The organism is Vibrio sp. ZF 223, from assembly GCF_003050585.1.
In the GTDB taxonomy this organism is placed as follows: domain Bacteria; phylum Pseudomonadota; class Gammaproteobacteria; order Enterobacterales; family Vibrionaceae; genus Vibrio; species Vibrio crassostreae.
This window is the reverse complement of the sequence record NZ_PIGB01000009.1, coordinates 75,708-89,677: the sequence shown is the minus strand read 5'-3', so window position 1 is coordinate 89,677 and position 13,970 is coordinate 75,708. Positions and strand designations below refer to the sequence as shown.

Annotated in this window: 11 protein-coding genes; 7 read left to right on the top strand and 4 right to left on the bottom strand. The window is 45.3% G+C overall.

Annotated features, from left to right (window positions below):
* Positions 1-6 precede the first annotated feature (6 nt).
* From CWO13_RS16980 to phnW, 4 genes are all read right to left on the bottom strand, one after another.
* Positions 7-1,074, bottom strand: a complete 1,068-nt coding sequence (locus CWO13_RS16980) for an OmpA family protein (protein WP_108083270.1) — start codon at positions 1,072-1,074, stop codon at positions 7-9.
* A gap of 340 nt (positions 1,075-1,414) precedes the next feature.
* Positions 1,415-2,233, bottom strand: a complete 819-nt coding sequence (gene phnX, locus CWO13_RS16975) for a phosphonoacetaldehyde hydrolase (RefSeq protein WP_102431472.1) — start codon at positions 2,231-2,233, stop codon at positions 1,415-1,417.
* A gap of 97 nt (positions 2,234-2,330) precedes the next feature.
* Positions 2,331-3,770, bottom strand: a complete 1,440-nt coding sequence (locus tag CWO13_RS16970) for an aspartate aminotransferase family protein (RefSeq protein WP_102431473.1) — start codon at positions 3,768-3,770, stop codon at positions 2,331-2,333.
* Entirely contained in the window at positions 3,770-4,873 is a 1,104-nt protein-coding gene (gene phnW / locus CWO13_RS16965) for a 2-aminoethylphosphonate--pyruvate transaminase (RefSeq protein ID WP_108083269.1), read from the bottom strand. Before phnW ends, CWO13_RS16970 begins: the two co-directional genes overlap by 1 nt.
* 365 nt (positions 4,874-5,238) lie before the next feature.
* Between phnW and CWO13_RS16960 the strand changes: the two genes are divergently transcribed.
* The 7 genes from CWO13_RS16960 to CWO13_RS16930 all read left to right on the top strand — a co-directional run bounded on the left by CWO13_RS16960 (position 5,239) and on the right by CWO13_RS16930 (position 13,921).
* Positions 5,239-6,249: a putative 2-aminoethylphosphonate ABC transporter substrate-binding protein gene (locus CWO13_RS16960; RefSeq protein ID WP_017094998.1), complete on the top strand. Its 1,011-nt coding sequence runs from the start codon at positions 5,239-5,241 to the stop codon at positions 6,247-6,249.
* Positions 6,250-6,401: 152 nt separating this feature from the next.
* Positions 6,402-7,823 carry an FAD-dependent oxidoreductase gene (locus CWO13_RS16955; RefSeq protein WP_108083268.1) on the top strand — a complete coding sequence of 474 codons (1,422 nt, stop codon included), beginning with the start codon at positions 6,402-6,404 and terminating at the stop codon, positions 7,821-7,823.
* A 227-nt stretch (positions 7,824-8,050) separates the two neighbouring features.
* The gene (locus CWO13_RS16950; protein WP_019820426.1) at positions 8,051-9,160 is read left to right on the top strand and encodes a putative 2-aminoethylphosphonate ABC transporter ATP-binding protein; all 1,110 of its coding nucleotides are present in this window, start codon (positions 8,051-8,053) and stop codon (positions 9,158-9,160) included.
* A 21-nt stretch (positions 9,161-9,181) separates the two neighbouring features.
* Positions 9,182-10,891, top strand: coding sequence for a putative 2-aminoethylphosphonate ABC transporter permease subunit (locus tag CWO13_RS16945; RefSeq protein ID WP_170960785.1), 1,710 nt, complete (start codon positions 9,182-9,184; stop codon positions 10,889-10,891).
* Between the two features lie 68 nt (positions 10,892-10,959).
* Positions 10,960-11,664: a phosphonate utilization transcriptional regulator PhnR gene (phnR, locus tag CWO13_RS16940; protein ID WP_048669555.1), complete on the top strand. Its 705-nt coding sequence runs from the start codon at positions 10,960-10,962 to the stop codon at positions 11,662-11,664.
* A 137-nt stretch (positions 11,665-11,801) separates the two neighbouring features.
* Positions 11,802-12,704, top strand: coding sequence for a multidrug transporter (locus CWO13_RS16935; RefSeq protein WP_061017475.1), 903 nt, complete (start codon positions 11,802-11,804; stop codon positions 12,702-12,704).
* Positions 12,705-12,904: 200 nt separating this feature from the next.
* Complete coding sequence (locus CWO13_RS16930) at positions 12,905-13,921, top strand: TRAP transporter substrate-binding protein (RefSeq protein ID WP_019820432.1); 1,017 nt, start codon at positions 12,905-12,907, stop codon at positions 13,919-13,921.
* Positions 13,922-13,970 lie beyond the last annotated feature (49 nt).

The following is a 13,970-nucleotide window of genomic DNA, read 5'->3' as shown; positions in this document are numbered from 1 at the left end:
GTGCTGTTATTCAGCCGTTTCTACGATAACTTCTTCAACTTGTACTTCTTCTTGGTATTCGAAACCAGGGATCGTTGCGTCGACACGACGGTTTTGAGCACGACCTTCAGCTGTATCATTTGATGCAACTGGGTTCTCTTCACCTTCACCTGTAGCAGTGATACGCTCAGCTTCGATACCTTGCTCTTCGATGTGTGCAGCAACTGCAGCAGCACGTTTCTTAGAGATCATCATGTTGTATTCAGCAGCGCCTGTTGAGTCAGTGTGACCAACAACAACAACAGTCGATTGAGGGTGAGCTTTAAGAACTTCAACTAGAGGTTGTAGTGCAATCTTGCCGTCTGTAGACAGCTCAGTACTGTTTGTCGCGAACATTTCTTGAGAGTAGCTCTCTGTTTGCGCTTTAGTCACAACAACAGTACTTTTCTCTTCAACAACAACTGCAGGCTCTGTGATTGGCTCAGATGGAGCTTGAGTCACAGCTACCGCAGAAGCCGCAGCCGCCGCTGATGCGGTTGTGTTACCTGTACCAAAATTGTAGCTAAGGCCAACGGTAACAAGGTTAGAGTTCAGATTTTGAATGATCTTATCGTCAAAATCATCGAAGTATTGGTATTCAACTCTCACGGCCCAGTCGTCGGCAAACTGTTTCTCAGCACCGATACCTAGAGCTAGTACAACATCGTCTTCATCGTCATGCATGATATAAGCAGGACCTGCTTTGAAGAAGATATCAAATTGTTGTTTAATCGCTAGTCGATACATTGGGCTCAAAGAAATGGCTACGATAGAATCGCTGTATCTTTGAGTCGCTCCGTTGTTGTTAAAGCTGGTGTCATAATCACCTAAATAATCTGCATTCAATTCTAGAGCAATGTTATCGGTAAAGTTGTAACCACCGTAAATACCGCCAGCAACTGAATCATCTTCACAATCAACGTTGTCGACACAAGCGCTATCTAGCCACCCCATGCCAACTTTTGCGCCTACGTATGTCGTTGCGGCAATTGAAGGAGCAGCAGCGAAACCTGAAGCAGCTATTACTGCACACATGATTTTTGACAGTCTTTTCATGATCTTATCCTTGGATTAACTCTTATTGTTATCTGAATGAGCCTTTAAAGCGACGACTTACTGATTGGGACACTGCAGCAGTAAGTCGTTCAAGGCGTAGATTCAGGTCGAACCTATCTTGGAACTGTTGTTACATTGTTAGCGTAGTTGCTTATTGGGGTCAATGAAGTTGTTAAAATTTATATATTTAAGGTGCTATTTACAGAGGTTTTTGTCAATTAATTGTTGTCTCAAATATTGGAAACAAAGAAACCTCGTATCATTTTTAGGTGATACGAGGTTTCTTTTTATGTGTGCGGATTATTGGGCTATAGGCCCTGATTTGCGGAAGTTACAGGAGTTATGGGCGCTCTCCGGCTAACAAACGTTTTTCAATGTCTGCAATGACACCTGGTAGGTCTGCAATGGTATCGATTAGGTAGTGTGGGTTCGATTTGTTTAGCTTAACGCTCGCTTTTTCACGTGCAGCCGCAAGTGTTGTCTCGTCTGCATTTAAATATTCTTGATACGTTAAGCCTGCTTCGTTCCCCGATAATACAAGTCCAACCGTCCACATGCCTGCGTTGTGACCTTCATCGATCCCCGGTGCTGCATCGTCTACTTTTACACACGCAGCAACGCTAGTTACACCTAGGTCGATTACGTTTTTCAGTGCCATAAATGGAGCAGGGCGACCACCTTGAGGTAAGTCATCGGTCGCTACCACGTTATCTGGTCGGTAACCGTAATCTGCAGCAGCAGGAATTAAAACATCCATCACTTCACGCGGGTAACCAGAACATGAACCGATTTTTACGTTCTTCTCTTTTAGGTTATTCACCACTTCAATCGCGTTTAAAATTGGCGCTGCGTGGTCAGCTACTTTCGCTTTTTGAAGAGGCATAAACGCCGCATAGATTGCATCAACGTCTTCACTGGTCATCGAGCGCCCGAACTGAGCATTCCAACGAGCATCAACAGCAGGGATTCGACCCACCGCTTGAATGTGATCCCATTTACCGATACCCATAGGTTCACGAGCTTCTGCTAAGTCGATGTCAAAGTCGAAACCTTGTCTGAATGCTTCCACGAAAATGCTGGTTGGAGCAAATGATCCAAAATCAACGATAGTGCCAGCCCAGTCAAAGATAACCGCTTGGATAGGTGATGTCGTGTTCATAATAGTGTCCTATTTTTGTGTCACTCCCAGTTCAAACTCCTGGCAGGACGAATGATTGTTTTAGCTTATTGGTTTAAGTGTTGATTTAAATAATGAATTAAAGGTATTCAAAATCTTCGCAGACTTTGGCTATCGCTTTTTCGAATACAGACAGAGCGACTTCTAGTTCGCTGCGGCTGATGATCAATGGTGGGCTCAACTGAATCACGTTACCTTGTGACACCTTAAAGCTCAGGCCATCGTTCAGGCATTGGTAAAGTACGGCTTCTGCTTCATCGAACGCTCTGGTTTTGGTGATATGGTCGGTGACCAACTCAACGCCCCATAGCAGCCCGATGCCGCGCACGTCACCAATGACTGGGTATTTCTCTTTCATTTGAAGCAGCTGTTCACGCACGAATACGCTGTCTGCTTGCACTTTTTCAAGTAGATTTTCTTGCTCAATCACTTCCATCGTAGCCAGTGCCGCCGCGCAACCGATAGGGCTTTTCTCATGTGTGTAATGACCAAGTGAGACTTGCGCTGCTGTGTTGTATTTGTCTTTAGTGACCATGGCTGCAATTGGAACCAAGCCGCCGCCAAAGCCTTTACCGATACATAGGATGTCAGGCTCGATATCAAACGCTTGGTGTGTGAACCATTCACCGCTACGACCCATGCCATTTGGGATATCATCAATGATCAACATGACATTGTGCTTGTCGCAGATCTCACGGATTCGTTTCCAATAAGCCTTGCTTGGCACTTGAACGTCTGTGTTACGCACTGCTTCAGCAATGAAGGCACCAATGCCACCTTCTTTTTCAATCACGTACTCAAGGTAATCGGCATAGTGCACATCACATGCAGTCTCATTGTTATCGCCTGCGCTTTGCCCGTGAAGCGATAAAGAGCCATTAAGGGGGAAAGCACCACGATAAGAGACTGCTGGTGGGATACGTTCTACGCCAGCCATTAACGGCCCCATACCTTCGCGGAAACAGGCTTCACCACCCACTGAAATTGCATCCAGCGACGCACCATGGAAGGAATCCCACAATGAAACGACTTTGAAGTTGTTAGTGACATGTCGAGCCAGTTTCAGTGCCATACCGATAACCGATGTACCACCTGGCGCAAACAACACGCGATTCAAATCACCACCGCAGATCTGTGTGAGTTTTTCAGCGCACTGCACGGCAGTCTCATTGGTGAATCGACGTGGTGAAAACGGCAATGACGCCATTTGCTGAGTCACTTTATTAATAATATGTGGGTGGCCATAACCTAATTGGTGAACATTATTACCGTGAAAGTCCATGTACTTCTTGCCCGTCGCATCTTGAATGTAGATTCCTTCAGCGGTTTCAAGCGTGTCTAGGCAAGGTGTTGACATGGCTTGATGAAGAAACACGTCAGAGTCACGCTTTAACATTGCTTGAGTCGCATCATCGTTTAGCGATTCGTTCCATTTTTCGCGTGCTGGCGTAGTGTTAACATCGCCTTCGCTTCGAAAGTGTGTGGCCTTTAGAATCGGCTCTTGATTGGTCGTCGTCATTATTTGATGTCCCAGTACATAGCGTTTTTCACTGCGCCAATGAGCGCTTCAATGTCTGACGGGTAAACTTCACCGATGTTACCGATGCGGAAACAGTCTGCGTTTGAAACCTTGCCCGGGTAAATCACAAACCCTTGTTCTTTCAAACGGTCATAGAACTCCTTGAATTGGTAATCGCTATGAGTTGGAGAATAGAAAGAGGTGATGATCGGTGAATGAAGGTCATCATTTAACAGAGGTTCAAAACCTAGAGAGCGCATGCCAGCAACCAATGTGGTTTGATTGGTTTGGTAACGATTATGGCGATCTTCAATGCCACCTTCCTGTTCCAGTTCAAGCAGGGCTTGGTAGAAAGCACGCACTGTGTGAGTTGGGGAAGTGAAGCGCCATTTACCGTGGTTGCTTTCCATGCAGTGCCATTGGTCAAACAGATCAAGGCTTAATGAGCGAGCTTGGCCTTTACACTTTTCCAATTCCGATTGCTTGGCAATAACAAAGCCGAACCCCGGTACACCTTGAATACACTTGTTTGCCGAGCTGATCATGTAATCGATACCTAAGTCAGCAATATCCATAGGAATACCGCCAAAACTCGACATAGCATCAAGAATGACGGTTTTGTTGTGCTGTTTTGCCAATTTGGCAATCTCTTCAATTGGATTCAGCATGCCAGTGGTGGTTTCACAGTGGACAATCGCCACGTGAGTAATGTCTGAATCCATGGCCAATGCCGTTTCCATTTCGTTCAAGTCAGGCTGTGATGTTTCACCTGGGGAAACGACATGGCATGGAATGTTTAAATATTCTGCGATTTGAGCAATACGAGCACCATATGCTCCGTTATCGACCACAAGAAGCTTACCGCTGTTAGAGATAACGCTACCGATTGTTGCTTCAACTGAAGCAGTGCCGCTGCCTTGCATTAATACGCTGGTATATCCCGCCTGCTTAGTTGCCAAAGTCACAAGCTTGCTACGAATCACTTCAACAATGTCTTTGTTGTATTCATCGTCCCAAGTACACCAATCTTTTAGCATCGCTTGGCGAACGGTTTCAGAAGTAGATAGAGGACCCGGTGTCAGTAGTAAATATTCGTTTCTCATGTTCAATTCTCGTGATTTTAATTTTGGACTATACCAGTGCTTGCGGTTACTTTAACAACCAATTTAAACGGTCGTAAATAGTCCAAACGTTATTTTCACAAAAGCTTCATATTAAGATTGGTCACTTGTGTTGAGAAATTTTCCGATCTTGAAATTGCCATTTTTTGTTCATTTAATCGTCATAAAAGCCAGTTAGCTTAATACTCGAAATCTGGTACATACCAATATAAAGGTGTGTTCTAACAACCTAAATGAATTTATGGATATAGAAGCCTCTAGATGGAGCTTCTAGCTTTAACAACTTTAACTTTGGCAATTTTTAATTTTGGCAACTTCTCACTTTAGAGTTGGCCTGACTGGAGAAAATGATGAAAAACCGTTTTATGAAAGGATCACTTGCAGCATTAGTTACTCTATTAGCTGGTAATGCTTATGCAGCACAGGAAGTGACGGTTTACACCGCTTTTGAAACTGACATTTTAGCGAAATACAAAAACGCATTTGAAAGTGAAAACCCAGACATCAACATCAAATGGGTACGTGATTCAACTGGAATCATGACGGCAAAATTATTAGCTGAGAAAAACAATCCTCGTGCAGAAGTGGTATGGGGCCTTGCGGGTTCTTCAATGGCTCTACTTAAAGAGGAGGGCATTCTTAAGCCTTACACTCCTCAAGGTGTAGAAGCGCTGCGTTCAAACCTCAACGATCCGCAATCTACTCAAGCTTGGTATGGCAATGACGCATTCTTCAATGCGGTTTGTTTCAACGAAGTAGTTGCTAAGCAATTGAACCTACCTGCACCTAAATCTTGGGATGACCTAACGAAGCCTATCTACAAAGGCCACATTGCAATGCCAAACCCAGCGTCTTCTGGTACGGGCTACATGCAGGTTTCGGCTTGGTTACAAAACATGGGTGAAGACCAAGGTTGGAACTACATGCAGAAGCTAGATCAAAACATTGCTCATTACACGCACTCTGGTTCTAAGCCATGTGTTCAAGCGGGCATGGGTGAAGTGGCTATCGGTATTTCTATGGCGAGCCGCGGCGCGAAGCTGAAGACTCAAGGCGCGCCACTTTCTGTGATTACACCGGAAGGTATCGGTTGGGAATCTGAAGCGGTAGGTCTTGTTAAGCCTTCAGATGCAGCACAACGTGTTATCGATTGGTCTATCTCTAAAGCAGCGAATGAACTTTACATCGAAATGTATCCAGTTGTTGGCCACCAAGATGTCACAGGTAAAGCAGAAAACTTCCCGAACGTAGAGAAGAACATGGCAAAAATGGACTTCGCTCGTATGGGCAGCGAACGTGCCGACGTTCTGAAAACATGGTCTGAGAAGTTTGACGCTAAATCAGAGCCAAAATCTTAACCTGCTGAGCTAGTTAGTTTATTGGCTACTTGGTTCATTAGGCATTTGGTCCATTAAATACGCAGCCCACTAGAAGTAAGAAATCAGCAAAGGAAGGCTTCGGTCTTCCTTTTTTAGTTTTACGCCTTTAGGTTTTAAGTAAGGTACAACAAATGACAAAGCACTACTCATATTGGTTCAAGCAAGCATTGGAACAGGAATTTGGTAGCATCAATGCGGGGCTAAAATCCGCTACACCGCTTCAAAAAGACGTTAACTGTGATATCGCCATTGTCGGCGGCGGTTACACAGGGCTGTGGACGGCAATTTTAATTAAACAGCAACAGCCTCAAAAGCATGTTGTGGTGATTGAAAAAGGCTTGTGTGGCAGCGGTGCTTCTGGTGCGAACGGCGGGTGTATGCTGACTTGGTCAACCAAATATCCAACCTTGAAAAAGCTCTATGGAAAAGAGCAAGCCAAATGGCTGGTTAAGGAATCGGAAAAGGTTATATACGAGATCGAAGCCTTCTGTAACGAACACAAGATTGACGCGCATCTTTATCGAAGCGGTACTTACTACACGGCGACCAATGAAGCGCAAAAGGGGGGAATGGAACCTGTTGTGAATGAGTTGGTCAAGCAAGGCATAAATAGTTGGAAGAAGTGTGATAACTCTTTGGCTGAGAAAGCGGGATCGGAGCGTCATATTGAAGGTTATTACTCAGAAGCCGCGGGCAGTGTGCAGCCAGCGTTATTGGCGAGAGGCTTACGCCGAGTCGCTCTCGAACTGGGTGTCGAAATTCACGAAAACACAGAGATGACATCACTTGATTATGGAGCCCCGGCTCGAATCCAAACCAAAGGTGGCTCTGTTTTTGCCGACAAAGTGATTTTGGCACTCAATGCATGGATGCTCGATCACTTTAAAGAGTTCAAACGCAGTATAGTGGTTGTTTCTTCAGATATGGTAGTGACCAAGCCTATTCCTGAAAAGCTCAAGCAATTTGGCCCAGAGAAAGGGGCGGCGGTGGTGGATTCGCGTATCTTTGTCCACTACTACCGAGATACCCAGGACGGACGACTCATGTTGGGCAAAGGTGGTAATAAGTTCTCGTTTGCCAATCAAGTTGAAAGCATGTTCAACCAAACGACCAACTACCTGCCGATTCTCAATCAATCCTTTCAAAAACTGTTCCCTAAATTGCAACAAAGTGAATTCGATTACAATTGGTCTGGCGGCTCAGACCGTTCGGTCACCGGATTGCCATTTTTCGGTAATCTAAAACGCCAAAACAACATCTATTATGGGCTCGGTTACTCAGGTAATGGTGTTGCTCAAACTCGTATGGGCGGAAAGATTCTCTCATCTATGGTACTTGGAGCTGATAACGCTTGGACCTGTTGCGGATTAACCAACGGACCGCTTGGGCATTTCCCGCCAGAGCCATTCCGTTGGGTAGGTGCGATGATGGTTCGTGATGCGGTACGAAGAAAAGAGAACGCGGAAGATTCGGGTAGCACGCCATTGTGGCTAGATAAACAGTTATCCAAACTTGCAGGTGCGGCGGGCAAAGCCGACAAGGTTGAATCATAGATTAATCTAGCGTTTAAATTAGAAGTTTACATTTAGGCTCTCAGTGATTTATGGGCAAGTCATTGAGGGCTTTCAACATTGAACCAACTGTTAATGCTGAACAAATAGCAATCTTTAATGCTTATTATATCTGCAATATAACTGTCATTTAGCTTCTATAAATTTGTCACTTAACTGCAATGTTCTCAGTTTAAATTTGGTATATACCATATAGAGAGTGCTGTAGTATGAGCAACCAAACTTATTTGAATATTGAAAACGTTGTAAAGCAATTTGGCCAATTCACAGCGTTAAAAGACATTTCCCTATCGATAGATAAAGGCGAGTTCGTCTGCTTCCTTGGCCCATCTGGCTGTGGAAAAACCACCTTATTACGTGCGATTGCAGGTTTAGATTTACCTACTTCAGGTTCTATTGAGCAGAACGGTAAGGATACGACCTTCTTACCACCAGAAAAGCGCGACTTTGGCATTGTGTTCCAGTCTTACGCTTTGTTCCCGAACCTTACTGTGGAAGAAAACATTGCGATTGGCCTTAAAAACCAAGGCATGTCGACCAAAGAAGCTCTTGAGACGGTTGAGTCTTGGTTAGAGACCATCGGCTTACCGACGTCTGGTCAGAAATTCCCAAATCAATTGTCTGGTGGGCAGCAGCAGCGTGTGGCTTTGGCTCGTGCTTTGGCTTTGTCTCCAGGTTTGCTACTCCTTGATGAGCCGCTTTCTGCATTGGATGCAAAAGTAAGAACACACCTGCGCGACGAGATCTGTCAATTGCAGCGTAAATTGGGCATCACCACGATTATGGTGACGCACGATCAAGATGAAGCTTTGACCATGGCTGACCGCATTGTGGTAATGAATCACGGTATTATCGAGCAAGTGGGCGCTCCACAAGAGATCTACCAAAAACCCGTCAGTCGTTTCGTGGCTGAGTTTGTCGGCAGTATGAACTTTATTCAAGCTTCTGTAGCAGCTCAAGGCAAGATGCGTATTGCTGAGTCTATGTTGCCATTGCCTGGGTTAGACAACCTGACACCAAAGCAGGGTGATATGTTTGATATCGCGGTTCGTCCTGAGCAAATCCAGTTTGTTGATCGTTTTAGTGAATCCTTGCCAGTGAGAATCGTATCAAGCGAATTCTTAGGGGCGTTTTATCGCGTGGAGTGCGAGTTGCAACATGACTCAACGGCGAAAGAGATCATCGTGGATGTACCCGTCAAAGAGTTCAACCGATTGAAGCTGCGTCGCAGTGATATTCGTTACGTTGCATTCGATCAAGAAGGCCTGAGAGCTTACCCATCGAAAAGCTTGCAAGTGATGAAAGACGAGGCGGCGTAAACAATCATGGAATCGACTCAAATGATGCAATCTAAGCTGCTAATTCAACGACGAGTAACGCCTTTTCTTGCTCGGCTAAGTAAAGACAACGTAATCCTATTCGGGCTTCTGGCTTTTTTGTCAGTGGTCATGACGCTATTCATCCTGATGCCACTGTGGGCAATGTTGAAAAAGAGTGTTCAGAACGCAGACGGCGAATTTGTAGGTTTACAGAATTTCGCAACGTATTTTGCGTCTCAAAGCCTATGGCAGTCGGTAGGTAACACCTTCACGTTGGGCTTGTTGGTAACGACAGTGGTTGGCGTTTTAGCGTTTGGTTATGCCTATGCTTTGACTCGTTCATGCATGCCTTTTAAGGGACTATTTCAGGTATTAGGTTCTGCGCCGATCCTTGCTCCTTCATTACTTCCTGCAATCAGCTTGATCTTCCTATTTGGTAATCAAGGTATCGCCAAAGAAGTCTTGGGCGGCAACTCGGTATACGGCTTGATTGGTATCTCACTCGGCTTGATATTCTGGACTTTCCCACATGCCTTGATGATTCTAACCACTTCACTCAGAACTTCTGATGCTCGTCTTTATGAGGCTGCCCGTGCTCTAAATACTTCCTCGCTTAAAACCTTCTTCATGGTGACCTTACCTGCAGCCAAATATGGCTTGATCAGTACTCTGATCGTTGTGTTTACGTTGGTGGTGTGTGACTTTGGTGTACCAAAGGTCATTGGCGGTAGCTACAACGTTTTATCTACAGATATCTTTAAGCAGGTGGTTGGTCAGCAGAACTTTTCGATGGGTGCTGTAACCAGTATCTTGTTGCTATTGCCTGCGCTACTTGCGTTTACAGTGGATCGCTGGGTACAAAAGAAACAGAAGAGCTTGTTTGATACCCGTTCTGTCGCGTACCAACCAGAGCCAAATACCATGCGTGATGGATTGTGTTTCCTTTACTGCACGGTCATTTCGGCTGCTGTCGTTATCGTGTTGGGCATGGCGATATACGGTTCTATGGTCACCTTCTGGCCTTGGAACAAAGCGCTCACCCTGAATAACTACAACTTTGCTGAGATGAGTACCTATGGTTGGACACCGTTCTTCAACTCTCTGACGCTTGGTGCATGGACTGCCATTATCGGTACCGTATTGATTTTCTTAGGTGCGTATTGTATTGAGAAGGGCAGAGCATTTGGTCCCGTTCGTCAGGCGATGCAGATGCTCAGTGTTGTGCCGATGGCCGTTCCGGGTATGGTTCTGGGTTTGGGGTATATCTTCTACTTCAATGACTTGAGTAACCCACTTAACTTCCTGTATGGCACGATGGCGTTCTTGGTGATTAATACGGTGGTTCACTACTACACAGTAGGGCACATGACGGCGTTAACGGCATTGAAACAGCTACCTTCGGAAATTGAAGCCACGGCGGCCTCGGTTAACCTACCGCAATACAAGCTGTTTTTTAAGGTGACGGTGCCCGTTTGTTTGCCTGCGATTTTAGATATTGCGACATACCTGTTTATTAATGCACTTACCACGACATCTGCGGTAGTATTCTTGTATTCTACCGATACGATACCTGCGTCAGTTTCAGTGTTGAATATGGACGATGCGGGGCAAACCGGTGCAGCAGCAGCCATGGCGGTAATGATCATGATATCTGCAGCGAGTGCGAAGTTGATTCATATGCTAATCAACAAGTTTTTCGAGAAGCGCACCCAAGCTTGGCGCAAACGCTAGCGAACCATTTTATATTGCAGTTGGCCAAGGAGTGGCTGACGACAAGAACAAGAATGAAAGGAAATTAAGTGCAGTACGTAAAAATCAAAGATGTCATTGTAGAGCAGATAGAGTCGGGGATGTTAACGCCACGACAGAAGTTGCCTGCAGAACGTAAGCTGGCTGAATCGTTTGATACAACACGAGTTACCTTACGTGAAGCTTTGTCTTCGCTTGAAGCTGAAGGGCGTATTTACCGAGAAGATCGCCGCGGTTGGTTTATCTCACCAGCGCCGCTTCGTTACGATCCAACCCAAACACTGAACTTCACTAATATGGCTCTGGCGCAAAATCGTCAACCGAAAACTGAGTTAGTGGCAGCAAAAGGGATGTTGGCAACCAAGGAGGCGACTAAGCTTCTTGAGTTACAACCGTTCTCCGATGTTTATCGAGTCGATAGAGTTCGCTACCTTGAAGACAGACCGGTTGTGTATGTGACGAACTACATTCGACCAGAGTTGTTTCCTAACTTACTCGATTATGACCTGTCTAAATCACTGACCGACATCTACCGTGAGCACTTTGGCGTGGTGTATCAGAAGATTCGTTACCGTGTGAGTACAACGTCTTTGCTGGGTGAAACCGCGCAAGCATTGCGTGCGACTTCTGGCTCTCCTGCAATGGTGGTAGAGCGTGTTAACTACAATCAAAATGGCGATTTGATTGACTGTGATATTGAGTATTGGCGTCATGACGCGATCAGTATAGAGTCGATCGCACAGTTAGAACGCTAGTCATACGTTAGAACGCTGGCACACCTTAAATTCTCTGAGCTTGCTCAATTGAAACGATCAAAGGTCTCTTATCTGGAGGCCTTTTTTATCCCCTTTTTTAAGCGGTTGCTCTTATCAGTCAATAAGTTAGGAATTAAATGGAATTCTCTGCCATCATCATCGTGATTATCTCGGCTCTGCTGCATGCGGGTTGGAACGTTCTAGGTAAATCTAATCAAGGATCGGGTTCGTCTTTCTTCCTAGCCTCTGGCTTTGCCGCCGCAGCGATATTGACTCCCTATCTGGTTTGGTATGCCTACAGTGTTGGCCTGTCAAATATATCACTTCCATTCTGGCAGTTGGTTTTCTTGAGTGGGATCTGTCAAATCGTCTATTTGATTGGGTTAGGCGCTGCCTATAAACAAGCTGATATTGGTGTGATCTATCCGATGGCACGAGCACTTCCGGTGTTGATGGTGGGGTTAGGCACGGTGTTGATCGGCTATGAATTGTCGGCGAATCAGTGGATGGGTTTTGCACTGATCACATTAGGCTGTTTGTTCGTTCCACTGAAACAATTCTCTGAGCTGAGGTTCAAGGCCTACCTGAACCTCGGTGTGCTGTGGGCATTAATCGCCGCCATTGGTACCACTGGCTACTCCATTATAGATAAAGAAGCGCTCCTGTTATTGGAGCCGTTAAGCACGCCTACCATTACTAATAAACACACGGCGATTTTCTACCTAGGCATTCAATTTTGGGCGATCGTGATTCCGCTGAGTATTTGGTTGTTGGTGTCCAATCAAAGAATCGAATTTACCAACGCATGGATACTACGTAAGAAAGCCACGGTTGCAGGCATTATGATGGCATCGACTTATGGTTTAGTGTTATTTGCGATGACCATGACAGAGAACGTCAGCCTGGTTGTGGCACTTAGGCAAGTCAGTATCATCTTCGGCGTAGTGATGGGGATCTACTTTTTAAAGGAAAAGTGGCACATGACTCGCGGTGTAGGCGTCGTTTTTATTATTGCTGGTTTAGTTATCTCACTGACTTAAAGAGAAATTAATTTACACCTCCAACCTATAATGTGACTTTTTAGGCACATTATCCTTATTGATAGCAAACGTTTTACTAATGTTAAAGATGTGATCCTTCTCATAGACAAGGCAGTAAAGTTACCGGTAACATCCACCCCAACGTTACCGGTAACATATAACAACAAACCGGACTCTGTGAAACTCATAAGGATACCCAAATGAAAGCTCTGACTAAAACGCTGATTGCTGCTTCCCTCACTGGCCTATTTGCTACTTCAGCAATGGCTGCAGACTTTAAACTTAAGATTCAATCTTCAGATCCATCTGGTGATTTGAACTTCAAGGTTCAGCAGAAGTGGGCTGAGCGTGTAGAGACGATGTCTAACGGACGTATCGACATCGACCTTCTGCCTGTAGGTGCTGTGGTTAAACACACTGAAACGCTAGGCGCGATCAAGATGGGCATCCTTGATGGTCATATCACAGCAACAGGTTACTTCTCTGGTAAAGATCCAGCATTTGGTCTTATCGGTAACATGGTTGGTGCATGGTCAGACACAACACAACTGCTTCAGTACATGAACTACGGTGGCGGTAACGAGCTAATGACTGAGCTTTACAAGCCTTACGGTGTTCAGTTCGTTGGTGCTTCAACAACAGGTGTTGAGTCTTTCATTTCTAAAAAGCCAATTGACGGTGTCGCGGATCTTAAAGGTCTTAAATTACGTGCACCTGAAGGTCTAGTACAACAAGTGTTCGCAGCAGCGGGTGCGACTCCAGTAAACCTTCCGGGCTCTGAAGTATTTACCGGTCTAAGCAAGGGCGTAATTGATGCTGCGGACTACACAGTATTCTCGACAAACCAAAAAGCGGGCATGAACGACATTGCGACACACCCAGTTCAACCGGGTTTCCACTCGTTGCCACTTATCGATATCTCTGTTTCTCAGAAGAAATGGGACAAGATGCCTGCTGACCTACAAACAATCTTACAAACATCTGTGCGTGACTTTTCTTACGACATGACGACTCAGCTAAAAATGGCTGACCAAGCAGCAGTTAAAGAAGCGCAAGCGAACCCAGAAATCACTATTCATGACTGGTCTCAAGAAGAGCGTAAGAAGTTCCGTGAGATCGCAAAAGGTCAATGGAAAGTATTTGCAGAGCGCTCTGATAACGCACAGAAAGTTTACACCTCAGTTACCGTGTTCCTAGAAGAAAACGGCTTACTGTAATTCAAACTTAGCTTACTGATGGGGGAGGGCATTGCTCTCCCGTTTTCTC